This window comes from Pseudomonas sp. AIG (assembly GCF_977020205.1).
Genome location: NZ_CDROCK010000033.1, coordinates 60,128 through 82,743, shown reverse-complemented (window position 1 = coordinate 82,743; position 22,616 = coordinate 60,128). Strand labels below are relative to the sequence as shown.

Annotated in this window: 15 protein-coding genes; 9 read left to right on the top strand and 6 right to left on the bottom strand. The window is 60.0% G+C overall.

Annotated features, from left to right (window positions below; translation table 11 throughout):
- Positions 1–152: 152 nt before the first annotated feature.
- The 3 genes from ngg to ACWR1S_RS19140 form a co-directional block, all read right to left on the bottom strand.
- Positions 153–1,898, bottom strand: coding sequence for an N-acetylglutaminylglutamine synthetase (gene ngg, locus ACWR1S_RS19150; RefSeq protein WP_454564589.1), 1,746 nt, complete (start codon positions 1,896–1,898; stop codon positions 153–155).
- A 3-nt stretch (positions 1,899–1,901) separates the two neighbouring features.
- Complete coding sequence (locus ACWR1S_RS19145; protein WP_454564588.1) at positions 1,902–3,674, bottom strand: N-acetylglutaminylglutamine amidotransferase; 1,773 nt, start codon at positions 3,672–3,674, stop codon at positions 1,902–1,904.
- 109 nt (positions 3,675–3,783) lie between these two features.
- Positions 3,784–5,019, bottom strand: a complete 1,236-nt coding sequence (locus ACWR1S_RS19140; protein WP_454564587.1) for a dermonecrotic toxin domain-containing protein — start codon at positions 5,017–5,019, stop codon at positions 3,784–3,786.
- Between the two features lie 207 nt (positions 5,020–5,226).
- On the opposite strand from ACWR1S_RS19140, the gene ACWR1S_RS19135 reads away from it, so the two are divergent.
- A complete protein-coding gene (locus ACWR1S_RS19135) occupies positions 5,227–10,050 on the top strand; it encodes an NEL-type E3 ubiquitin ligase domain-containing protein (protein ID WP_454564586.1) in 4,824 nt (1,607 codons plus the stop codon).
- Between the two features lie 4 nt (positions 10,051–10,054).
- Here the strand turns inward: ACWR1S_RS19135 and mnmC are convergent, their stop codons facing one another.
- Entirely contained in the window at positions 10,055–12,034 is a 1,980-nt protein-coding gene (gene mnmC / locus ACWR1S_RS19130) for a bifunctional tRNA (5-methylaminomethyl-2-thiouridine)(34)-methyltransferase MnmD/FAD-dependent 5-carboxymethylaminomethyl-2-thiouridine(34) oxidoreductase MnmC (RefSeq protein ID WP_454564585.1), read from the bottom strand.
- Between the two features lie 172 nt (positions 12,035–12,206).
- Here mnmC and pap point away from each other — a divergent pair, with 172 nt between their 5' ends.
- Positions 12,207–13,721 (top strand): polyphosphate:AMP phosphotransferase, encoded by a 1,515-nt coding sequence (pap, locus tag ACWR1S_RS19125; protein WP_454564584.1) that lies wholly within the window; start codon positions 12,207–12,209, stop codon positions 13,719–13,721.
- 102 nt (positions 13,722–13,823) lie between these two features.
- A complete protein-coding gene (locus ACWR1S_RS19120; protein ID WP_454564583.1) occupies positions 13,824–15,008 on the top strand; it encodes a thiolase family protein in 1,185 nt (394 codons plus the stop codon).
- 102 nt (positions 15,009–15,110) lie between these two features.
- Here the strand turns inward: ACWR1S_RS19120 and ACWR1S_RS19115 are convergent, their stop codons facing one another.
- Positions 15,111–15,314 carry a DUF6316 family protein gene (locus ACWR1S_RS19115; RefSeq protein WP_454564582.1) on the bottom strand — a complete coding sequence of 68 codons (204 nt, stop codon included), beginning with the start codon at positions 15,312–15,314 and terminating at the stop codon, positions 15,111–15,113.
- 210 nt (positions 15,315–15,524) lie between these two features.
- On the opposite strand from ACWR1S_RS19115, the gene ACWR1S_RS19110 reads away from it, so the two are divergent.
- On the top strand, positions 15,525–16,484 hold the full coding sequence (locus tag ACWR1S_RS19110) for a DMT family transporter (protein ID WP_454564581.1): 960 nt from the start codon (positions 15,525–15,527) through the stop codon (positions 16,482–16,484).
- 104 nt (positions 16,485–16,588) lie between these two features.
- Here the strand turns inward: ACWR1S_RS19110 and ACWR1S_RS19105 are convergent, their stop codons facing one another.
- Complete coding sequence (locus ACWR1S_RS19105; RefSeq protein ID WP_007908383.1) at positions 16,589–17,983, bottom strand: class II fumarate hydratase; 1,395 nt, start codon at positions 17,981–17,983, stop codon at positions 16,589–16,591.
- A 193-nt stretch (positions 17,984–18,176) separates the two neighbouring features.
- Between ACWR1S_RS19105 and ACWR1S_RS19100 the strand changes: the two genes are divergently transcribed.
- From ACWR1S_RS19100 to ACWR1S_RS19080, 5 genes are all read left to right on the top strand, one after another.
- Positions 18,177–18,698 carry a DUF2059 domain-containing protein gene (locus ACWR1S_RS19100; protein ID WP_034155305.1) on the top strand — a complete coding sequence of 174 codons (522 nt, stop codon included), beginning with the start codon at positions 18,177–18,179 and terminating at the stop codon, positions 18,696–18,698.
- Between the two features lie 12 nt (positions 18,699–18,710).
- Positions 18,711–19,010: a BolA family protein gene (locus tag ACWR1S_RS19095; RefSeq protein ID WP_064120325.1), complete on the top strand. Its 300-nt coding sequence runs from the start codon at positions 18,711–18,713 to the stop codon at positions 19,008–19,010.
- Between the two features lie 102 nt (positions 19,011–19,112).
- The gene (gene trhO / locus ACWR1S_RS19090; protein ID WP_454564580.1) at positions 19,113–20,054 is read left to right on the top strand and encodes an oxygen-dependent tRNA uridine(34) hydroxylase TrhO; all 942 of its coding nucleotides are present in this window, start codon (positions 19,113–19,115) and stop codon (positions 20,052–20,054) included.
- Between the two features lie 35 nt (positions 20,055–20,089).
- Positions 20,090–20,692 (top strand): DsbA family protein, encoded by a 603-nt coding sequence (locus tag ACWR1S_RS19085; protein ID WP_186613962.1) that lies wholly within the window; start codon positions 20,090–20,092, stop codon positions 20,690–20,692.
- Positions 20,685–22,511 carry an ABC transporter ATP-binding protein gene (locus ACWR1S_RS19080; RefSeq protein ID WP_454564579.1) on the top strand — a complete coding sequence of 609 codons (1,827 nt, stop codon included), beginning with the start codon at positions 20,685–20,687 and terminating at the stop codon, positions 22,509–22,511. Before ACWR1S_RS19085 ends, ACWR1S_RS19080 begins: the two co-directional genes overlap by 8 nt.
- Positions 22,512–22,616: the final 105 nt, after the last annotated feature.

Sequence of the window (22,616 nt, the reverse complement as noted above, 5' to 3'; positions counted from 1 at the left end):
ACTCCTGATGGGTTGAGCACTGATCGTTCCCACGCTCTGCGTGGGAATGCAGCCGGGGACGCTCTGCGTCCCAAGAGTGGACGCAGAGCGTCCGGTGAGGCGTTCCCACGCAGACGGTTCGACGCCTCGACGTGGGAACGATCAGGAAAGGGTTAAATAGCCGGCTGACTGTGCGGAAACAACAAATCGACAAACCGCTCCGCCGTCGGTTGCGGCTCATGGTTGGCCAACCCGGCGCGCTCGTTGGCCTCGATAAACACGTACTCGGGTTGATCCGCGGCGGGCACCATCAAGTCGAGGCCGACCATCGGAATATCCAGCGCCCGTGCCGCCCGTACCGCCGCATCGATCAGCGTCGGGTGCAGAATCGCCGTGACATCTTCCAGCGTGCCGCCGGTGTGCAGATTCGCCGTGCGCCGGACAAACAGATGCTCACCCGCCGGCAAAATGCTGCTGTAGTCGTAACCCGCGGCATGCAAAGTGCGCTGGGTTTCGTGGTCCAGCGGAATCTTGCTCTCGCCGCTGGTGGCCGCTTGCCGCCGACGACTCTGCGCTTCGATCAACGCGCCGACCGAATGCTGACCATCGCCGACCACTTCCGCCGGATTGCGAATCGCTGCCGCGACCACTTCAAAACCGATCACCAGAATCCGCAGATCAAGGCCTTCGTGGAAGCTTTCCAGCAGCACACGGCTATCAAACTGCTTCGCCGTTTCGATGGCTTGCTGCAGCTCCTCGATGCTTTGCAAATCCACCGCCACGCCCTGACCCTGCTCACCGTCGAGGGGCTTGACCACCACCCGTTGATGCTCATCGAGAAAGGCCAGATTGTCGTCGGCATTACCGGCCAGTTGCTGCGAGGGCAGGTTCAGCCCGGCGCCTTTCAGGACTTTGTGCGTCAGGCTTTTGTCCTGACACAGACTCATGCTGATCGCGCTGGTCAGGTCGCTCAGCGATTCCCGGCAACGTACGCGACGGCCGCCGTGACTGAGGGTGAACAGCCCGGCATCGGCGTCATCGACCTGCACGTCGATGCCGCGCCGATGGGCTTCTTCAACGATGATCCGCGCGTAGGGATTGAACTGCGCTTCTGGCCCCGGGCCGAGAAACAGCGGCTGGTTGATACCGTTCTTGCGCTTGATGGCAAAGGTCGACAGGTTGCGGAAACCGAGCTTGGCGTAGAGGTTTTTCGCCTGACGGTTGTCGTGTAGCACCGACAGGTCCAGATAACTCAGACCACGACTCATGAAGTGCTCGATCAGGTGCCGCACCAGCACTTCGCCGACACCCGGGCGCGAGCACTGCGGATCAACCGCGAGGCACCACAGGCTGCTGCCGTTTTCCGGGTCGTTGAAGGCTTTTTGATGGTTCAGGCCCATGACGCTGCCAATCACCGCGCCGCTGTCCTCGTCCTCGGCCAGCCAGTACACCGGGCCGCCCTGATGGTGCGGGGTCAGCAGCGTGGCGTCGATCGGCAACATGCCGCGCGCCTGATACAACTGGTTGATCGCCTGCCAGTCCGCCTCGCTTTGTGCACGACGAATGCGGAACCCGCGAAACACTCGGGTGGCCTGGCGGTAATCGCTGAACCACAGGCGCAAGGTGTCGGACGGGTCGAGAAACAGTTGTGTCGGTTCAAGGCCGAGAATCTGCTGCGGCGCAGCGACGTACAGGGCGATGTCGCGTTCGCCGGGCTGCTCTTTGAGCAGTTCCTGAGCCAGCGATGCCGGGTCGGGAAAGGTGTGGCCGATCAGCAACCGGCCCCAGCCGCAATGCAGCGCAATCGGCTCGGCGGCCAGCGTGCTGCCGTCTTCGGCCAGGCGCGCCTGCAAGCGTTCATAGGACGGCGTCTGACCGCGTAGCAGCCGTTGGTTGATGGCCGTGGCGTGGGGTTTCATTAATCAGATTCCTTGTTCACTGAGCCACAGGTTCAGGGCTGCCAGTTGCCACAGCTTCGAACCGCGCAACGGCGTCAGTTGGCCTTGCGGATCAGTCAGCAGTTTGTCGAGCATGGCCGGGTTGAACAGGCCGCGATCCTGGCTCGGATCAAGCAGCAGTTCGCGCACCCAGTTCAGCGTATCGCCCTGCAAGTGCTTGAGGCCGGGCACCGGGAAGTAGCCTTTTTTGCGGTCGATCACTTCACTCGGGATGACCCGACGCGCGGCTTCTTTGAGCACTTGTTTACCGCCATCGGGCAGCTTGAACTGGCCCGGCACTCGGGCCGAGAGTTCAACCAGTCGATAGTCGAGAAACGGCGTACGCGCCTCCAGGCCCCAGGCCATAGTCATGTTGTCGACACGTTTGACCGGGTCATCGACCAGCATCACCGTGCTGTCCAGGCGCAGGGCTTTGTCGACGGCTGCGTCGGCGCCGGGCTGGGCGAAATGTTCTTTCACAAAGTCACCGGCCGCGTCATGCGCAGTCAGCCATTTCGGCTGCACGGTGGCGGCGTAGTCGTCGTAGCTGCGGTCGAAAAAAGCGTTGCGATAGGCCGTGTACGGATCGGCCGCGCCGTCGACTTGCGGATACCAGTGATAACCGGCGAACAACTCGTCCGCGCCCTGACCGCTCTGCACCACTTTGCAGTGCTTGGCCACTTCGCGCGACAGCAGATAGAAGGCGATGCAGTCATGGCTGACCATTGGCTCGCTCATCGCGCGGAACGCGGCGGGCAGTTGCTCGATGATCTCTTTCTCGTCGATGCGCAATTGGTGGTGCTGAGTGCCGTAATGCTTGGCGATCAGGTCGGAATACTGAAACTCGTCACCGCGCTCACCGCCGGCATCCTGGAAACCGATGGAGAAGGTCGACAGGTTTTCCACACCGACTTCACGCAACAGGCCGACGAGCAGGCTCGAATCGACGCCGCCGGACAGCAGCACACCGACATCCACCGCCGCACGTTGACGAATCGCCACCGCCTCGCGAGTGCTGTCGAGGACGCGGTCGACCCAGTCTTCCAGCGTCAGATTTTTCTCGTCGTCGTGTGGGCCGTAGGGCAGGGTCCACCAGGTTTTCTGCTCGGTGGTGCCATCGGCTTCAACACGCATCCACGTGGCTGGCGGCAGTTTCTCGATGCCTGCCAGCAACGTGCGTGGCGCCGGGACCACGGCATGGAAATTCAGGTAGTGATTGAGCGCCACCGGATCAAGGATCGGGTTGATGTCGCCGCCCTTGAGCAGCGCCGGCAATGCCGAGGCAAAGCGCAGGCGTTGGCCGGTACGCGACAGGTACAACGGCTTCACGCCGAGACGGTCGCGGGCAATGAACAAGCGCTTGGCGTCGCGTTCCCAAATGGCAAACGCGAACATGCCGTTGAGCTTCGGCAGCAAGGCTTCGCCCCAGGCGTGGTAGCCCTTGAGCAGCACCTCGGTGTCGCCACCGGAGTAGAAGGCGTAGCCCAGCGCTTCGAGTTCGGCGCGCAGTTCCGGGAAGTTGTAGATCGCGCCGTTGAAGGCCAGGGACAAGCCCAGTTGGCTGTCGATCATCGGCTGCGCCGAGCCGTCCGACAGGTCCATGATTTTCAGGCGACGATGGCCCAGGGCAATCGGCCCTTGGGCATGGAAGCCCCACGCGTCGGGGCCGCGAGGGGCCAGGTGATGGGTGATTCTCTCGATCGCTGCAAGGTCTGCAGGTTGTTGATCAAAACGTAACTCGCCAGCTAATCCGCACATAAAATCCTTACCGGTTTTTCCGTTGGGGAGGGGTCAAGCCGTACCTCGCCAGAAGGGCGGGTACTCAGAAACTGACCCGCCCCGGTAAGTGGAGTTTTAGAACGATAAGTTATAAGGCTTCGGATGAAGGTACCGCGGTTGTTGAAAGGTCATTGATCAAGGCTGCACCCCCTTCCTGGAATCGTGACGCTTGAACGTTTCGCCGATCGGCGTGAGCAGGGTCATTGACATTGGCAACCGGCACCGCGATGTCTCTGGCGTCTGCGGACAGCTTGTCCAGATAGCGATCAAAGAGGTGTTTATAGAGGCCTTTCTCCAACGGTAAAAAGGTGATGTCCTCTACAAAGGAAATGCTACTCAGGTTATTTGCCGGAAACACGTTCTGTTCGGCGTTGGTGAGTTGCGAAATCAACAGCTTCTGCAATGTTTCATTCGAAATGAAGTTGACGCCCAAGCGATATTTACACTGCTCTTCGTTGTCGTCTCTGTAAAAACCCTCAGCTGGATCATTAGGGATGTAGAGGATGTAACTGTCTTTTGTCGATTGCTCAGTCTGGCGGCAGGCGATCACAACGGCATCGGTAGTGTATTTGCCAAACAGTTGCACTGAATACAATTTGATGTTTGCGTTGTTGAAGGCCTGGCCGTGGGTGATGTCATCATCTTCGTTGGTTAATTTTAATAAGGTAAACAGGCGGTGTAACGGAAAGTCGAGGTTGCTGAAGTACTTCTCGTACACCGCGAGTTTCATGTTGAATTTGTGCAGGCGGCTGCCAAACAGCTCGATGCTTGAGACTTTAAAGGTGCGGGCTACGTGCTTCTGGTATTCGCCGCCGAGATCAAGTTGGCGACTCAACCCGGCAAACGCCTGTGCCGTGATCTTGATCGGGGGCGAACCGTTGCCTGAGGTTTCTTCAACATTGCACAGAACCTCGCTGTCGCTGGAGAAATAACCGGCGGCCACTTCGTCCTCGGTGAAGTTCAGCATCGCCGCCTGTAGCAGGGTGTAGGTGTACAGGCCTTGATCCGTGGCCTTGGCGGGTTTGAGCCTGATGGAATCGTTGATGCGCAATGGCCTTGCATAAGCGTGGTTGAGCACATGCTGCAGCGTTCGTCGGCAGAAGTTTTCCGGCGTTTCAAGCGTGTTCAGCAATTCATTAATGCGGTTGCGGTAGGGCAACGCTTCTTCGACTGTTGTACGGAAGTCGGCAAGCCTTACGGGGTCGGTTCTAGGTGATTGATCTTCAGGTCGTGTTTCGAGCGTTATTCCATTTGTCGCGGGGATGGCATTTTTTTCCGTTGTTATCGACATGCGTGAAACCTCGTCTTGGATAGAAGTCAGCATGTTAGGTCGATCGGTCGCGAAGTAATAACTTCATTGATTGATCGTTTGGGGCGTGGAGTGAACGGTATTTTGGTTGGTAAATATAACTATATACCGCCTGTTCATGGCGCGTGTGTGCATCAAGTGTCCGTCTGCAAAAGCTGTTTTTGTTTTTTATAAAATATCGATAGGGTGAGCGGATAAACCCGCAATAAAGGACTATTGCCGATGCCAACCCAAATCAATAAAGAACAGCTGTTGCACACCTCGATACTGCGCACACTACTGGAGTCCACGGACGATCTCGATCTCGCGCAAACCTTGCAGCAAAGTCTGCCGGATCATTTACTGAAAGCGCCGAGGGCCACGTTGGCCGCCATTGATCAGACCGCACGTGACCTGCATTCAGTGCAGTTGGCGGTCGACGAGGATCTGCTCGCGCTGAAACCGCTGCAGACGTTCTGCATCGACGAACTGACCCGTGCCCTCAACGGCAAATGGTCGGCGGACTTCGATGTCGAGAAAGATCTCTTGAGCTTGCCGGGAGTCGACTGCGGTTGCCCTGCCACCTCGACCGACGAGGACGGTATTCAAACTGTTCCGCACGCGACGCAGTCGCTGCTGCAGGCGGCGATGCAGAACTTCAGCGAGGACGAGGCCGGTGGCGCCTTTCCGGATGGCAGTCTGGTTCGGCTGAGCAGTGCGCCGGCCGGCGTGAACGGATTGACCCCGGCCACCTTCGCCGCGCTTTGCCGGGAACTGGACCTGGGGCGGCGTTATCAGGAACATTTTCAGCAGGTCTTCGGTCTGCGCAGCAGCGATGGCAAGGTGATTGCCACCAGTACCATGACCCGCGATGTCGCGAAGATGAAACGGTTGCTGTTGCAACTGGACGTGCACTTGGCCGCACTCAAAAACCACCTCACACCGATGGGCGTGCAAACGCTGCAGACGCTGCTCGACGCCGACGGTCAGGTGTCGCCGAAAACGCTGGTTTACAACAAACACCCCCTGATCATGCAAGGCATCGAGATCCTCGACAGTTGCATTTGGGGCGTCGTGGTGTTTTCCGTCCGTTCCGTGGAGGCATATCCCGAGGAATGGTGCCTGGTGTACATGGCCGCAGAGCCAGAGCGGCCGTTGTATGAATATTCCAGTTTCAACGCATTCAAGCAGTACCTCACGCGGCAATTGAAGGAAAAACGCTACAAGGAGTACTTCGCCAACAGTGTTGACGAGGACGCCAAGGCGGATTTCTTCAAGACGTTCGCCGACACCGCCGAACTGGGTCATATCAAGCAGTTGCCGATCACGGTGCCGCTCTTTGAGTTCATGGCGCAAAGCCATGTCGGCAAGCTGCAGCTCGACGCGCGCAAGCTGGCGGTGCCCACCGAAGATATTGATGAGGAGGTGCGCCAGAAGCGTCTGCTGGATTTTCTCCAGTTGGGGGTCACCGTGGCCTCGGTAGCGGGTCTGGTCGTGCCGGTGCTCGGGCAATTGATGATGGGCGTTGCCGTCGGGCAGTTACTCAGTGAAGTCTACGAAGGTGTCGAGGACTGGCGCCGGGGCGATCAGCAGCAAGCGCTTTCACATTTGCTCAGTGTGGTCGAGGACATCGCCTCGATGGCGGTGTTTGCCGGAGGGCAAAAAGTGCTCGGGACGCTCGGTCGAAAACTGGTGAAATCACACCCTGAGTTTTTCGCGCAGTTCACTGCCATTCACAATCAGGCCGGTAAGCCGCGGCTGTGGAAACCCGACCTGATCACGTATGAACATAAACTCCCCTGGGGGTTGACCATGGCCGAGGACTCCGAGGAGTTCTATCAGATCGGCACCAAAACCCTCGGCCGTGTCGACCATCGCATCTTCGCCGGGACCTATGAACCAGAGGCAGAGGTCTGGCGCCTCGAGCATCCCCGGCGCTCGCAAGCCTACGCGCCGCCGCTTGAGCGGCATGTCGAAGGCGGCTGGCGACTGGCGACCGATGATGCCGAGCAGTGGAACAATGCCGCCTATACCCTCAAACGTATCGATCCGGGCCTGAGTGAGTTCAGCGACAGCGATCTGGACATGATCCGCCGGCTCAGCGGTACCTCGCACGATGAGGTGTTGAGGATTTTCAATGACAATCTGGCGCTGCCTGACCGGCTGCGCGATAGCGTGGAGCGGGTGCGGATCGAGCGACAGTTGCGGCAACTGATCCGTGAGCTGGAGCTCGGTGAAGTCCACTCCGGCCAACCGCTCGAGGCGCAGTTGCATGGCCTGCCGAAATTGCCCGGCTGGCCGACAGATCGCTACCTTGAAATCACCGATGCCGAAGGCGAAATCAAGGCCACCTATCCGTTCACCCAGGTGCACGACGACACGGCGTGTGTGTTGCTGACCGAGGATCAACTGGCCAGGGGTGAATTGTTGCAAGCAGTAATCGATGGCCTGTATCGCTCAGAAGTCGAGGCCTTGCTGGGTAAAAAAGTTGCCACCAACGCTGAAGAACAGTGGTTGGCAAAGACGCTGGGAGCGGCGCTCAAGGCTGATCGTCGCGCAGTTTTCGAACATTTGTACAAAGGTTACGACCAGAGCGATACCGACCCCCTCAGCCAGTGGCGCAGTGGGTTTTCCAGCCTGCCTGGCCGCTATGCGCAAACGCTGATCGACCAGGCGTCCAGCGTCGAGCGTGTGCACCTGAACGACACCGCCCGGCTGCCGCTGAGGTTGGCGCAACGGGTGCGGGCAGCCAACAGCGAGGTGCGACTTGATCGCGCGCTGACAGGATTTCATCTACCTGAGATCGCCAATGCCGACACCGACAGACTGGCGATTCAGTTGTTGCCACACCTGAGTGGCTGGGACCCGGAACTGCGCCTGGTGATGCGTGACAAATCCCTCACCGGAGCGATTATCGAGAGCATCGGCCCGGAATCAGCGCCACCGTTGAAAACGTGCACGCTGGTCAAGTCCGCCGCGGGTTATGAAGCGTTCGGTGGCGACGGCAAGTCGCTCGGCAAAGTGGCCGATCATCCAGATGCGCTCTACAGCGGTGTTCTCAAAGCACTGCCGCCGCGCCAGCGTTTCGCCGCAGGCTTTGCCGACCCCGTAGAGGCTGACGCGGAGCGGCTGCGCAACCAACTGTGTGACACGGCTGTGGATGAGCGTGAAGCGAGCCAGCGGATCCTGAGCCGCGGCAAGGCCGCTTCGGTTGTCGTTGAGTCTGCTTGCATGCAGGCGGATCCGTCGCCCTCGACCAATCATCCGCGAGCCTTGGTACGCAAGGTCAGAAGGCTTTATCCGAGCCTGACCGGGGCGCAAGCCAGTGCACTGATCGATGAGCTCGGCGATGATCCGCTGAGTCGGGCTACGCGCGTGCAAGCGCTGCGGCAGGATCTGCAGAACCTGCGTGCCACGCTGCGCACCTGGAGTAAAGATGAGGCGGCGTTGAAGGCGGCCGGAGGCGATTGGCGGGAACTTCGACACAGCCGCAAAGCCGTGGCGGAAATGATCGAGGATGGTTTTCGACGACTGTTCTGGGCCAAGGATGAAAACGGCCAGTCGGTCTGTACGCTGAATCTGGACGGTATGCGCGTGGCCAGTTTGCCGACGCTACCACCGGGGCTGAACTTCGATCACATTCAGCAGTTGTCGATGAAGAACATGGCGCAGGGCGACGATGTCGCGTATTTCCTCAAGGCGTTCAAGCAAATCGAGTCGCTCGAACTCGACGACAACGCGATGACACGACTTCCCGAGGTGCTGTCGCACATGCCCGGGCTCAAGCGTTTGAGTCTGGCGAACAATCAGATCGGGCTGACCGAACAGACACTGGTGAAACTCAGCCAGTTGCGCACTCTGCAGCATTTGAATCTCAACGCCAATTCGCTGGGGGCTACCCCGGATGTCAGCAAAATGTTTGATCTACGCCGTTTGTTGCTGCGCGAGACGGGCCTGAGGGAAATGCCCAAGGGCCTGGAGCGTCTGCCGTCGCTGGACTGGGTGGATTTGCGCAGCAACCAGATCAAGGATTTGCCGGGCTGGTTGTTCAAGACTTCGAGGCGATTCAGCCAGTCGCTCAACCTGCGTGCCAATCCGTTGTCCGTCACCAGCCAGACCTACCTGGCGACTTACCGCAACAATGTCGGCGTCGGCATGGGCTATCTGGAGAACGACATTGCCCGGCTTGATGAACAACAGGCACGTTCGCTCTGGTTCAATGACGGTGTCGGTCACGACTGGGCGAAACGTGATCGGATCTGGACAGCTTTCAAGGAGGATTCGCGGGCTGAGGGGCTGTTTCACTTGCTTTCGGAACTGGGCAGCACGGCTGATTCGACACGGGTCAAATCGGCTATGCAACGACGGGTGTGGGCCGTGCTGGAGGCGGCCGAGTCCGATGCACAGTTGTGTGATCAGGTTCTGAATCTGGCCGCCAACCCGATCAATTGCACGGACAGCGCGGCGATGAATTTCAGCTATCTCGAAGTCGCCGTAGAGGTTGACCGTATAACCAATCTTGCCGGTGGCCGAATCACTAGCGCCAAACCGTTGCTCGAACTGGGGCGTGGGCTGTTTCGGCTGGATCAGCTGGACCGGGTTGCTCAGGAGCATGCAGCCAGGACGTCAACCGCCGATCCACTGGAAGTGAGCCTGGCCTATCGCGTCGGGCTCGCCGATGACTTGAACTTGCCCGGCCAGCCACGACATATGCGGTTTGCTGCATTGGGGGGCGTGACCGCTGCTGACCTGGAAATGGCGAAGAGCAACGTCACTGCCGCCGAACTGTCCTCCGAGTGGTTGACGTTCATGCAGCGACAGTCGTTCTGGTGCGACTATCTCAAGCGCACCTATGACCGCCAGTTTGCCGTGATCGAAAACACCTTTTCACCGAAGCTGGACGCCGTGTTCCAACAGGCCGACGCACTGAGCTCGGCGGACTATCTGAGTGAAATGGAAGCGGTCAGGCTTGCGCGGGAAATGGCTGAAAACAGCCTGTTGACGCGTTTGACGGACGATGCGATCCGGCTGGCCAATCTGGGCATCTGTGCGATGCCCGAAGGTTGAGGGTCTATTTGCCGCGAATCAACCGGCGTAAGGCGAAACGATTGGGGTGACAGGCTTCGGCCACGCTTCTGGGCAGCGGCAGCGGTTCGTTGTCCAGCCAGGCAGCAAGCAGCTCGCCGGATAACGGTGCAGTGATCAGTCCGCGCGAGCCATGGCCACTGTTGACGTATAGGCCATCCAGCCAAGGGCAGGCAATGTCCGGAGTCTGGCGGGCGTCTTTGCTCAATACCGCGTAAGCGTCGAGGAACGCTTGGCGATCGGCGAGGGGGCCGACTATCGGCAGATAATCAGGGCTGGTGCAGCGAAAGGCTGCTCGGCCCTGAAGGCTTTCGATGGCCTGTTCGCGGATGTTCAGACGTGCAACGAGGTCGCTGGAGATCTCTTCGAGCATCGCCAGATTGCCTTGGTGTTCGGCGGTGGTCGGCGTCAGGTCATCGCTGTTGAAATCGAAACTGGCGCCCAGGGTGTGTTCGCCCAAGCGAGCAGGGGCGACATAGCCTTCGGCGCAGACCACAGTGGCCAGCGTCTGACTGTCTGCGGTTGCGGCCAGACGGGTGATTTGCCCGCGAATGCGCTTGAGCGGCAACTCGGCGCTCTGGGCAAAACGTTTGATCTCGGCAGCACCGGCCAGCACCACGACCGGCGCGCTGGCGAGCACACGGTCGCCATCCAGCGCCTGCCACTGATCATCGACCTTGCGCAGTTGCAGCGCTTCGCAATGGCTGAGCAGTTCGATATTCGGTTGCGCCGCTTGCGCCTGACACAGCGCCGGCGGATGCACCCAGCCACCTTCGGGATAGTACAAACCGCCATGGCTCACGCCGACCCCGGCGCGGGCCTGCGCCTCGGGCTGATCCAGCCACTGCAACAGATCTTCGGGAAAGGCTTCAGCCAGTTGTGCGTGGCGCTCGGCTTCCTTGGCATTGAACGCCAGTTGCAGCACGCCGCAACCGTCCCAATCGGTGCCGCGTTGCAGGGTTTCCAGCAGGCGCCGGGTGTAACCGAAACCGCTGACGATCAGCTGCGACAGCGCCGTACCGTGGGCGGACAATTTCAGGTACAGCACGCCCTGCGGGTTGCCCGAGGCTTCTTGCGCCACGGCGTCGTGGCGCTCCAGCAAACTCACGTGCCAACCGCGTGCGGCCAGACTGGACGCCGTGGCACAGCCGGCCAGACCGGCGCCGATCACCAGCGCGCGACGCTCACCGGTGACAGGAGCAGGGCGCGCGAACCAGGGTTTTTCCGGTGCGGGTGGCGCGACTTCCTGCGGCCAGCCGAGAAATTCGCCACGGAGGATCTCCCATTTGTGGCCGATGCCCGGCGTGCGTTTCATTTTGAACCCGGCAGCGTTGAGCAAACGCCGTACCCAACCGGTGCTGGTGAAGGTACTGATAGTCGAGCCGGGCGCTGCGAGACGTGCGAGTTCGACAAACAGTTCAGCGGTCCACATGTCGGGGTTTTTCGCCGGGGCGAAGCCATCGAGAAACCACGCGTCAATCTGTGCGTCGAGTTGCGGCAGTTGTTCCAGTGCATCGCCGATCAACAGCGTCAATGTCACGCGACCGTTGGCCAGGGTGATGCGCTGAAAGCCCTGATGAATCGCCACGTAGTGCGTCAGTAACTGATCGGCCAACGGCTTGAGTTCTGGCCACAGCGCCAAGGCTCGCTGCAAATCCGCAGGGCTGAGCGGGTACTTTTCGACACTGACGAAATGCAGCCGCGCACCGGCCACGGCGTGTTGCTCGAACAACTGCCAGGCGCAGAGAAAATTCAATCCGGTGCCAAAACCGGTTTCACCGATGACCAGTCGCCCACCTGCCGGCAGTGCGGCAAAACGCTCGGCCAGGCGGTTCTGTTCGAGGAACACGTAACGGGTTTCATCCAGACCTGATTTGTCGGAAAAATACACGTCATCGAACACCCGCGAACGCGGGCGTCCCTGGTCATCCCAGTCGAGTTGGGCGTGGGGCAATACAGGTTTCATGGCAGGCTCGGCAACGACAAGGCCGCCATTCTAGCCGATCGCGCAGGGGCTGCTTGATCCATGGCAAGGCTTGCGGTCACTGACTCACGGACAATCCACCACCTGCGGGAATTTCTGCGCCGCTGCTGTGCCCAATCCGCTAGTCTTGCTGAATCCTGGAAGGAGCCGTCCCATGTTTGAATCCGCTGAAATCGGTCACGCCATCGACAAAGACACCTTCGATGCGGCCGTCCCGGCACTGCGTGAAGCCTTGCTCGAAGCTCAGTTCGAATTGCAGCAGCAGAAGCGTTTCCCGGTGATCATCCTGATCAACGGCATTGAGGGGGCGGGCAAGGGCGAGACGGTCAAGCTGCTCAACGAGTGGATGGACCCGCGCCTGATTGAAGTGCGCACGTTCGATCAGCAGACCGATGAAGAGTTGTCGCGGCCACCGGCGTGGCGCTACTGGCGGATGCTTCCGGCCAAGGGGCGAATGGGCATTTTCTTCGGCAACTGGTACAGCCAGATGCTGCAGGGACGGGTGCACGGCTTGTTCAAGGATCCGCGTCTGGATCAGGCGATCGCCGGCGCCGAGCGTCTGGAAAAGATGCTCTGCGATGAAGGCGCGCTGATTTTCAAATTCTGGTTTCACTTGTCGAAAAAACAGATGAAGGCGCGGCTCAAAGCACTGGCCGATGATCCGCTGCACAGCTGGCGCATCAGCCCGCTGGACTGGCAGCAATCAGAAACCTACGACAAGTTCGTCAAATACGGCGAGCGCGTGCTGCGCCGTACCAGCCGTGATTACGCGCCGTGGCATGTGATTGAAGGCGCCGACGCCCACTACCGCAGTCTGGCGGTCGGCAAGATTCTCCTCGAAGGTTTGCAAAATGCGCTGAAGCGTCCGGACGTGCATCCCCACGATGTCAGCGCCGCGCCGTTGGGTACACCGGTCGATCAGTTGAACCTGCTCGACAGCCTCGACTTGACTCAGCGCCTTGAGAAGAAAGACTACGAAGAACAACTGATCACCGAGCAGGCGCGATTGTCCGGGCTGATGCGCGACAAACGCATGCGCCGCCACGCGTTGGTGGCGGTGTTCGAAGGCAACGACGCGGCGGGCAAGGGCGGGGCGATCCGTCGGGTCGCGGCGGCGCTCGATCCGCGCCAATACAACATCGTGCCGATTGCCGCACCGACCGAAGAAGAACGTGCGCAGCCGTACTTGTGGCGTTTCTGGCGGCACATCCCGGCGCGCGGCAAGTTCACCGTGTTCGACCGCTCCTGGTACGGCCGGGTCTTGGTGGAGCGGGTCGAAGGCTTCTGCACGCCGGCCGACTGGCTGCGCGCCTATGGCGAAATCAACGATTTCGAAGAGCAACTGGCCGACGCCGGGGTGATCGTGGTCAAGTTCTGGCTGGCCATCGACAAGGACACGCAAATGGAGCGTTTCCAGGCGCGCGAAGAGATCCCGTTCAAGCGCTTCAAAATCACCGAAGACGACTGGCGCAACCGCGACAAGTGGGACGCGTATCGCGCTGCCGTGGGCGATATGGTCGACCGCACCAGCTCGGAAATCTCGCCGTGGACGCTGGTCGAGGCCAATGACAAGCGCTGGGCGCGGGTGAAAGTGTTGCGCGCGATCAACCGCGCGCTGGAAGACGCCTTCGAGAAATCCGACAAGCGCGCGAAGAAACACAAGGATTGAGCCGATAGACGCGCATACGCGGGGTGAATGATTGTCGCGGTCGTTGATGCAGTGGACTTATGCTCGGTCCACTCTCAACCGACAACAACAATGAGGTATGCCATGCGTGAAGTGGTGATCGTCGACAGCGTGCGGACTGGCCTGGCCAAATCCTTTCGCGGCAAGTTCAACCAGACCCGTCCCGATGACATGGCGGCCCATTGCGTCAACGCCCTGCTCGAGCGCCACGACATCGACCCGGCCAGCGTCGAGGATTGCATCGTCGGCGCCGGTTCCAACGAAGGCGCGCAGGGCTACAACATCGGCCGCAACGTCGCGGTGCTGTCGCGTCTGGGCACCGGCACGGCCGGCATGACCCTCAACCGTTTCTGTTCGTCGGGATTGCAGGCGATTGCGATTGCCGCCAACCAGATCGCCTCGGGATGCAGCGACATCATCGTTGCCGGCGGCGTCGAGTCGATCAGCCTGACGATGAAAAGCGTCAACACCGATCACTTGATCAACCCAGTGCTTAAACAGCAGACGCCGGGCATCTACTACACGATGGGTCAGACCGCTGAAGTGGTTGCGCGGCGTTATGGCGTCAGCCGTGAAGCGCAGGATCGCTACTCGTTGCAGAGCCAGATCCGCACCGCGCAGGCGCAGGCCGCCGGGCTGTTCAACGATGAAATCGTGCCGATGGCGGTCAAGTATCGCGTCGAGGACAAGAACAGCGGTGAAGTGCAGATTCTAGACGGCGTGGTGGATCGCGACGAATGCAACCGCCCGGACACCACCTATGAAAGTCTCGCTGGACTAAAACCGGTATTCGCCGAGGACGGTTCGGTGACGGCGGGCAACTCGTCGCAACTGTCCGACGGTGCGTCGATGACACTGGTGATGAGCCTGGAAAAAGCCTTGCAACTGGGCCTCAAGCCGAAAGCGTTTTTCCGTGGTTTCACCGTGGCCGGTTGTGAACCGGACGAGATGGGCATCGGCCCGGTGTTCTCGGTGCCGAAGCTGCTCAAGGCCAAGGGCTTGCAAGTGGCAGATATCGACTTGTGGGAGTTGAACGAGGCGTTTGCTTCGCAGTGCCTGTACAGCCGTGATCGGCTGGAGATCGACAATGAAAAGTACAACGTCAATGGCGGTTCGATTTCCATTGGGCACCCGTTTGGCATGACCGGGTCGCGGCAGGTCGGGCATCTGGTGCGCGAGTTGCAGCGGCGTAATGTGCGTTACGGCATCGTCACCATGTGTGTGGGCGGGGGGATGGGCGCTACCGGGTTGTTTGAAGCGGTGCGGTAAGGCAGGAAGAGTTTTGTAGACGGGTGGATTGCTATCGCGAGCAGGCTCACTCCTACAGTTGGAATGCATTCCCCTGTAGGAGTGAGCCTGCTCGCGATGGCATCAGTTGGGTGTCCGGTTGGAATCCAGAAGCTGCATCCGCGCGATATAAGCCTTTATTTCCTGCTCAGCCTTCTCGGCATTCTCAAACGGCCCCTCAAGGGTATTTTCCCGAGTGCTGAAAAACAGTTCGCCATTGACCCGGCACACCCGGTCGCTGCGAAAGTGCGTAGCAGGGGATGGGTCCTGGGCGCGCATTCCTAACATGATCGGTCTCCTCGGCTGATGTGCTGAAAGGGATCCAATGAGCTTATGCCTGAAGCACTTGGCGCGCCCGCCCAGCCGATCAACGGCTCTGCGTCAATTTAATGCTGCGACCTGCACAGTTTTATTCGCGTCCTGGCCTTAACTGTCCCTGTGTCGTGACCGGCTGCGCGCCTAGAATGGGCGCACTTGTCAGCAGGCTCTGGGGTTTCCATGCACATTTCATCCGGTCGCTGGGTCTACGGTCTGTTCCTGGCGCTGCTGACCGCGTTTCTGTGGGGCATCCTGCCGATCAAACTCAAACAGGTATTGCTGGTGATGGACCCGGTCACGGTGACCTGGTTTCGTCTGCTGGTGTCCGGCGGTTGCCTGTTCATTTATCTGGCGTCGGTGAAACGCCTGCCCAGTCGCAAAGTGCTCGGGCCCAAGGGTGGCTGGCTGGTGGTGATGGCGGTGCTCGGGCTGGTTGGCAACTATGTGCTGTACCTGATGGGGCTCAATCTGCTCAGCCCCGGCACCGCACAACTGGTGGTGCAAATGGGCCCGATCATGTTGCTGATCGCCAGTCTGTTTGTGTTCAAGGAACGCTTCAGTATTGGCCAGGGCATTGGCTTGGCGGTGCTGTTGATCGGGTTTGTGCTGTTCTTCAATCAGCGCCTGGCGGAGCTGCTGACCTCACTGTCGGATTACACCGCAGGGGTTTTGCTGGTGCTGCTGGCATCGACGGTATGGACCTTCTATGCGCTGGGCCAGAAGCAATTGCTGACGGTGTGGAATTCGTTGCAGGTAATGATGGTGATTTATCTGTTCTGCGCCCTGTTGCTGACGCCGTGGGTGCATCCGCTTGCAGCGCTGAACCTGAGTCCCGTGCAGGGCTGGCTGTTGCTGGCGTGCTGCATGAACACGCTGATTGCCTACGGCGCGTTCGCTGAAGCGCTGGCGCATTGGGAGGCGTCGCGGGTCAGTGCGACGTTGGCGATCACGCCGTTGGTGACGTTTGGTGCGGTGGCGATTGCGGCGGGGATCTGGCCCGAATATGTGCATGCCGAGCAGATCAATGGGCTTGGGTATGGCGGGGCGGTGCTGGTGGTGCTGGGGTCGGCGCTGGTGGCGTTGGGGCCTTCGTTGATTGCCGGGTTGAAGGCGCGGCGGATGAAGATGGCAGCAGGCTAACCGCGTCAGGGCCATCGCGAGCAGGCTCACTCCTACATTTGGAACGCATTGCCCGTGTAGGAGTGAGCCTGCTCGCGATGACTTATTAAGAAACGCTACAAAACTCAGCCCTTGGCACCAGCCTCAATCATGTTCTCCGGCCGCACCCACGCATCAAACTCTTCATCGGTCAGATAGCCCAATGCCAACGCCGCCTCACGCAAGGTCAGCCCTTCGCTGTAGGCCTTCTTGGCAATCTCCGCCGATTTGTCATAACCGATATGCGGGTTCAGCGCCGTCACCAGCATCAACCCACGCTCAAGATGTCGCGCCATGACTTCGGCATCCGGCTCCAGCCCGGCAATGCAGTGCTGCTGGAAGTTGCTGCAACCGTCGGCAAGCAAGCGAATCGATTGCAGCAGGTTATGGATGATTACCGGTTTGAACACGTTCAACTGCAGGTGACCCTGACTCGCGGCAATGCCGATGGTCACGTCGTTGCCCAGTACCTGACAAGCGAGCATCGACAGCGCTTCGCACTGGGTCGGGTTGACCTTGCCCGGCATGATCGAGCTGCCCGGCTCATTCGCCGGCAGCCGCACTTCGGCAAAACCCGCGCGGGGACCTGAGCCAAGCAGACGCAGGTCGTTGGCGATCTTCATCAGTGCCACGGCGAGGGTTTTCAGTGCGCCGGAAAGACTGGTCAGTGGTTCGTGGCCGGCGAGGGCGGCGAACTTGTTCGGTGCGGTGACGAAGGGCAGACCGGATAACGCCGCCAGTTCGGCGGCTATCGCCTCTCCGAAACCGTGCGGCGAATTCAGCCCGGTACCGACCGCGGTGCCGCCCTGTGCCAACTCGCAAACCGCTGGCAGCGCGGCGCGAATAGCGCGTTCGGCGTAATCCAGTTGCGCTATGAATCCGGACAGCTCCTGACCAAAGGTGATCGGCGTCGCGTCCATCATGTGCGTGCGCCCGGTCTTCACCAGTTTCATGTGCCGTGCCGCCAGTTCGGCGAGGCCGCCGGACAACTCGGCAATCGCCGGCAGCAGTTGCTCCTGCACAGCTTGCGCAGTGGCGATGCTCATCGCGGTGGGGAAGCAGTCGTTGGAGCTTTGCGAGCGGTTGACGTGATCGTTCGGGTGCACCGGCGTCTTGCCGCCGCGCGGATTACCGGCCAGCTCGTTGGCGCGACCGGCAATCACTTCGTTGACGTTCATGTTGCTCTGGGTGCCGCTGCCGGTCTGCCAAACGACGAGCGGAAACTGGTCGTCGTGCTGGCCGTCAAGGACTTCGTCGGCGGCTTGTTCGATCAGGCGGGCGATGTCGGCGGGCAAATCGCCGTTACGGTCGTTGACGCGGGCAGCGGCTTTCTTGATCAGGGCCAGGGCATGCAGGACCGGCAGCGGCATGCGTTCCTGACCAATGGCGAAGTTGATCAGCGAGCGTTGCGTCTGAGCACCCCAGTAAGCGTCGTCCGGGACTTCGATCTGGCCCAGGCTGTCGGTTTCGATACGGCTCATCGTGCACACTCCTGTTGGTCTGTTTGCGCAGTTTAGGCCGGCTTCGGCCGTGGTGGTTCCATCGAGCCGATTGTTGACCGGTAAAACCCCGCCAATCAAGCGCGGCAAGGCTCGGGGGTTGAGCCACGAGGTTTTTTAGGCGCAGAATGGTCGCCCTTGGGGTTTGACCTCGCTTTGCTTAAAAGGAAACTCGATGACTCGTCTTCGTGCCATCTGCACCGCGGTTGCACTGGTTTGCGCCAGCGGCCAGGTGCTTGCCGATACCGCCAGCCACAACGCCAGTGCCGAAGCTTTCCTGACCCTGGCTCACGCTGACAAACTCGGCACTCCGGTGTACATGCAAGTACAGCAAATGTTCGCTCAGCGTTTTGAGCAGACCAAAGCCCCGGAAGCCAAGAAAGCCGTGCTGGAAACCTACCAGGCCAAGGCCAACGCCGCGCTGGACCAGGCCATTGGCTGGAACAAGCTGAAGCCGGACATGGTCAAGCTCTACACCAGCAACTTCAGCGAATCCGAGCTGAAAGACCTGGTCGCGTTCTACCAGTCGCCACTGGGCAAGAAAGTCCTGGAAAAAATGCCACAGCTGACTCAGCAATCGGCCCAGATGACCCAAGCCAAACTTGAAAGCGCCGTACCGGTCGTCAACAAGCTGCTCGACGACATGACCAAAGAGCTGGACCCGAAAGGCGCTGCTGCGCCGGCCAAGAAGAAGTAAGCGGAGTTCGTGATGACCATGCAACAACGCATCGAATCGACGCTGGCCCTGCTTCAGCCCGAGCATCTGCAAGTGCTGGATGAAAGCCATATGCACAGTCGCGGGTTACAGACGCACTTCAAGGCAGTGGTGGTCAGCGCGCAGTTCGACGGCCTGAACCGGGTCAAGCGCCACCAGAAAGTCTACGGCACGCTCGGCGAGCTGATGGGCGAGTTCCATGCGTTGGCGCTGCACACCTACACCCCGCAGGAATGGGCAGAGATCGACGCCGCCCCGGCGTCGCCGACCTGTGCCGGCGGCAGCAAGCATTAAGCTTCGGTTTTTTGCTAGAATCCGCAACGCGCCGCTCACCCGGCGCGTTTTTTTTTGAATCCGGTTCACCCTTTGCGAGGGTAGCCACCTGGAGAAATACCCATGACACAACCGATTGTCGTGGCGGCACTGTATAAGTTCGTCACCCTCGAAGATTACGTTGACCTGCGCGAGCCCCTGCTGCAAGCGATGGTCGACAACCAGATCAAAGGCACCCTGCTGATCGCCGAAGAAGGCATCAATGGCACGGTGTCCGGCAGCCGCGAAGGCATTGATGGCCTGCTCGCCTGGCTGAAGAACGACCCACGCATGATCGACATCGATCACAAAGAGTCGTACTGCGACGAGCAGCCGTTCTACCGCACCAAGGTCAAATTGAAGAAAGAGATCGTCACCCTCGGTGTCGAAGGCGTCGACCCGAACAAAAAAGTCGGCACTTACGTTGATCCGCAAGACTGGAACGCGTTGATCAGCGACCCCGAAGTGCTGTTGATCGACACGCGCAACGATTACGAAGTGTCGATCGGCACCTTCGAAGGCGCCATCGATCCGAAAACCACCAGTTTTCGCGAATTCCCCGACTACATCAAAGAACACTTCAATCCGGCCGTGCACAAGAAGGTTGCGATGTTCTGCACCGGTGGCATTCGCTGCGAAAAAGCCTCGAGCTACATGCTCAGCGAAGGCTATGAAGAGGTTTACCACCTCAAGGGTGGCATCCTGAAGTACCTTGAAGAGGTGCCGCAGGAAGAAACCAAGTGGCAGGGCGACTGCTTTGTATTCGACAACCGCGTGACCGTGCGTCACGACCTCAGCGAAGGCGACTACGATCAATGTCATGCCTGCCGCACCCCGGTCAGTGTTGCAGATCGCGCCTCCGAGCATTACGTCGCCGGCATCAGTTGCCCGCATTGCTGGGACAAGTTGAGCGAGAAGACCCGCCGCAGCGCCATCGATCGGCAGAAGCAGATCGAACTGGCCAAGGCGCGCAACATGCCGCACCCGATCGGCTACAACTACAAGCAAGCATCCACCGAGGCTTAACCATGTCTGCGCGCCTGCTCTATGTGATGGATCCGATGTGTTCGTGGTGCTGGGGGTTTGCTCCGGTGGCCAAGGCATTGGTCGAGCAGGCGCAAGCCGCCGGAGTCGAGCTGCATCTGGTGGTCGGCGGGTTGCGCACTGGCAGCGGTTCGGCGCTGGAGCCGACCACACGGCGCTATATTCTTGAGCACTGGCAAGCGGTCACCGAGGCCACCGGCCAGCCGTTCAAGTTTGACGGCGCGTTGCCCGACGGTTTCGTCTACGACACTGAGCCGGCCTGCCGCGCAATCGTCACGGCGCGCAGCCTGGCGCCGGATTGCGCGTGGACACTGGTCGGACTGATCCAGCAGGCGTTTTACGCCGAAGGTCGCGATGTCACTCAGGCCAGCGTGCTGGTTGAGCTGGCAGAAAAGGCCGGCGTGCCGCGCATCGAATTTGCCGCGTTGTTCGATCATGCCGATCAACACAAAGCGACTCAGGCCGATTTCAGTTGGGTGCAGGATCTCGGCATCGCCGGTTTTCCGACTCTGCTCGCCGAGCGCAATGGCCAACTGGCCCTGCTGACCAACGGCTATCAACCGCTCAGCGAACTGTCGCCGTTACTGGGTCGATGGCTGGAGCGTGCGGCCTGTGTCTGATCTGGCCGATGACACGCCAGCCGTAAAGCGTGTCGACCGGCTGAGCTGGGCAGAAGTCCGGCGACTGGCACTGACACACAAAAAATCCCTGTGGATCGCTAACGGCGTGGCCGTTCTGGCGACGCTATGCAGCGTGCCGATTCCGTTGCTGTTGCCGTTGCTGGTCGATGAGGTGTTGCTCGGCCACGGCGATGCGGCACTGAAAGTGATGAACCATGTACTGCCGACAATGTGGCAGCAGGCGGCGGGTTACATCGGCTTGATGCTGTTGGTCACCCTGACTTTGCGTTGTGGCTCGCTGTGCTTTGGCGTGTTGCAGTCGCGGCTGTTCGCACGGCTGGCCAAAGACATCGTTTATCGCATTCGCGTGCGTCTGATCGAACGCCTCAAGCGCATTTCCCTCGGCGAATACGAAAGCCTCGGTAGCGGCACGGTGACCACACACTTGGTCACGGACCTCGATACCCTCGACAAATTCGTTGGCGAAACCCTCAGCCGTTTTCTGGTGGCGATGCTGACGCTGGTCGGCACCGCGAGCATCCTGATGTGGATGCACTGGAAACTGGCGCTGCTGATTCTGCTGTTCAACCCGCTGGTGATCTACGCCACGGTGCAGTTGGGCAAGCGGGTCAAACACCTGAAGAAACTTGAGAACGACAGTACCTCACGCTTCACTCAGGCATTGAGCGAAACCCTCGATGCGATTCAGGAAATCCGCGCCGGCAACCGTCAGGGCTTCTTTCTCGGGCGACTCGGCCTGCGTGCGCAGGAAGTGCGCAATTACGCGGTCAACTCGCAGTGGAAAACCGACGCCTCGAACCGCGCCAGCGGTTTGCTGTTTCAGTTCGGCATCGACATCTTTCGTGCGGCGGCGATGCTCACGGTACTGTTCTCCGACTTGTCAATCGGCCAGATGCTCGCGGTGTTCAGTTACCTGTGGTTCATGATCGGTCCGGTCGAACAACTGCTCAATCTGCAATACGCCTACTACGCGGCGGGTGGCGCCCTGACGCGGATCAACGAGCTGCTGGCGCGTGCCGATGAGCCGCAATACCCCGGCGGTGTCGATCCGTTCAAGGGCCGTGACACCGTCGGCATTCAGGTGCAGGGCCTGAGCTTTGGTTATGGCGATGAGCTGGTGCTGGACCAACTCGACCTGTCGATTGCCCCCGGGGAAAAAGTCGCGATTGTCGGCGCCAGTGGTGGCGGCAAAAGTACCTTGGTGCAATTGCTGCTCGGGCTGTATACGCCATTGGCCGGTAGCATTCGTTTCGGCGGTTCGACCCAGCAGGAAATCGGCCTGGACACGGTGCGGGAAAACGTCGCCGTGGTGCTGCAACACCCGGCGCTGTTCAACGATACCGTGCGCGCCAACCTGACCATGGGCCGCACCCGCAGTGACGAAGCCTGCTGGCAAGCACTGGAAATCGCTCAGCTCGAAGCGACCATCCGCGCCTTGCCCAATGGCCTGGACAGTATCGTCGGCCGCTCCGGCGTGCGCTTGTCGGGCGGCCAGCGGCAACGTCTGGCCATCGCGCGGATGATCCTCGCCGAGCCGAAAGTCGTCATCCTCGACGAAGCCACCTCGGCCCTCGACGCCGCCACCGAGTACAACCTGCATCAGGCCATGGCGCGCTTCCTCAATGGCCGCACCACGCTGATCATTGCCCACCGGCTGTCAGCGGTGAAGCAGGCTGATCGCGTGCTGGTGTTCGACGGTGGTCAGGTTGCTGAAGACGGTGATCATCAGCAATTGATTGCCGATGGTGGCCTGTATGCCAAGCTTTATGGTCACCTGCAGCAGATCCAGCGCCCTTGAGTTTCGTTCCGGTTTCTGTGCTTAGTGCTTGAATTGCATTGAGTAAAATCACCCGGAACGCTCAAGCAGGCCAGCCATTTGCGCAATCGACCTGGAGGACGGCAG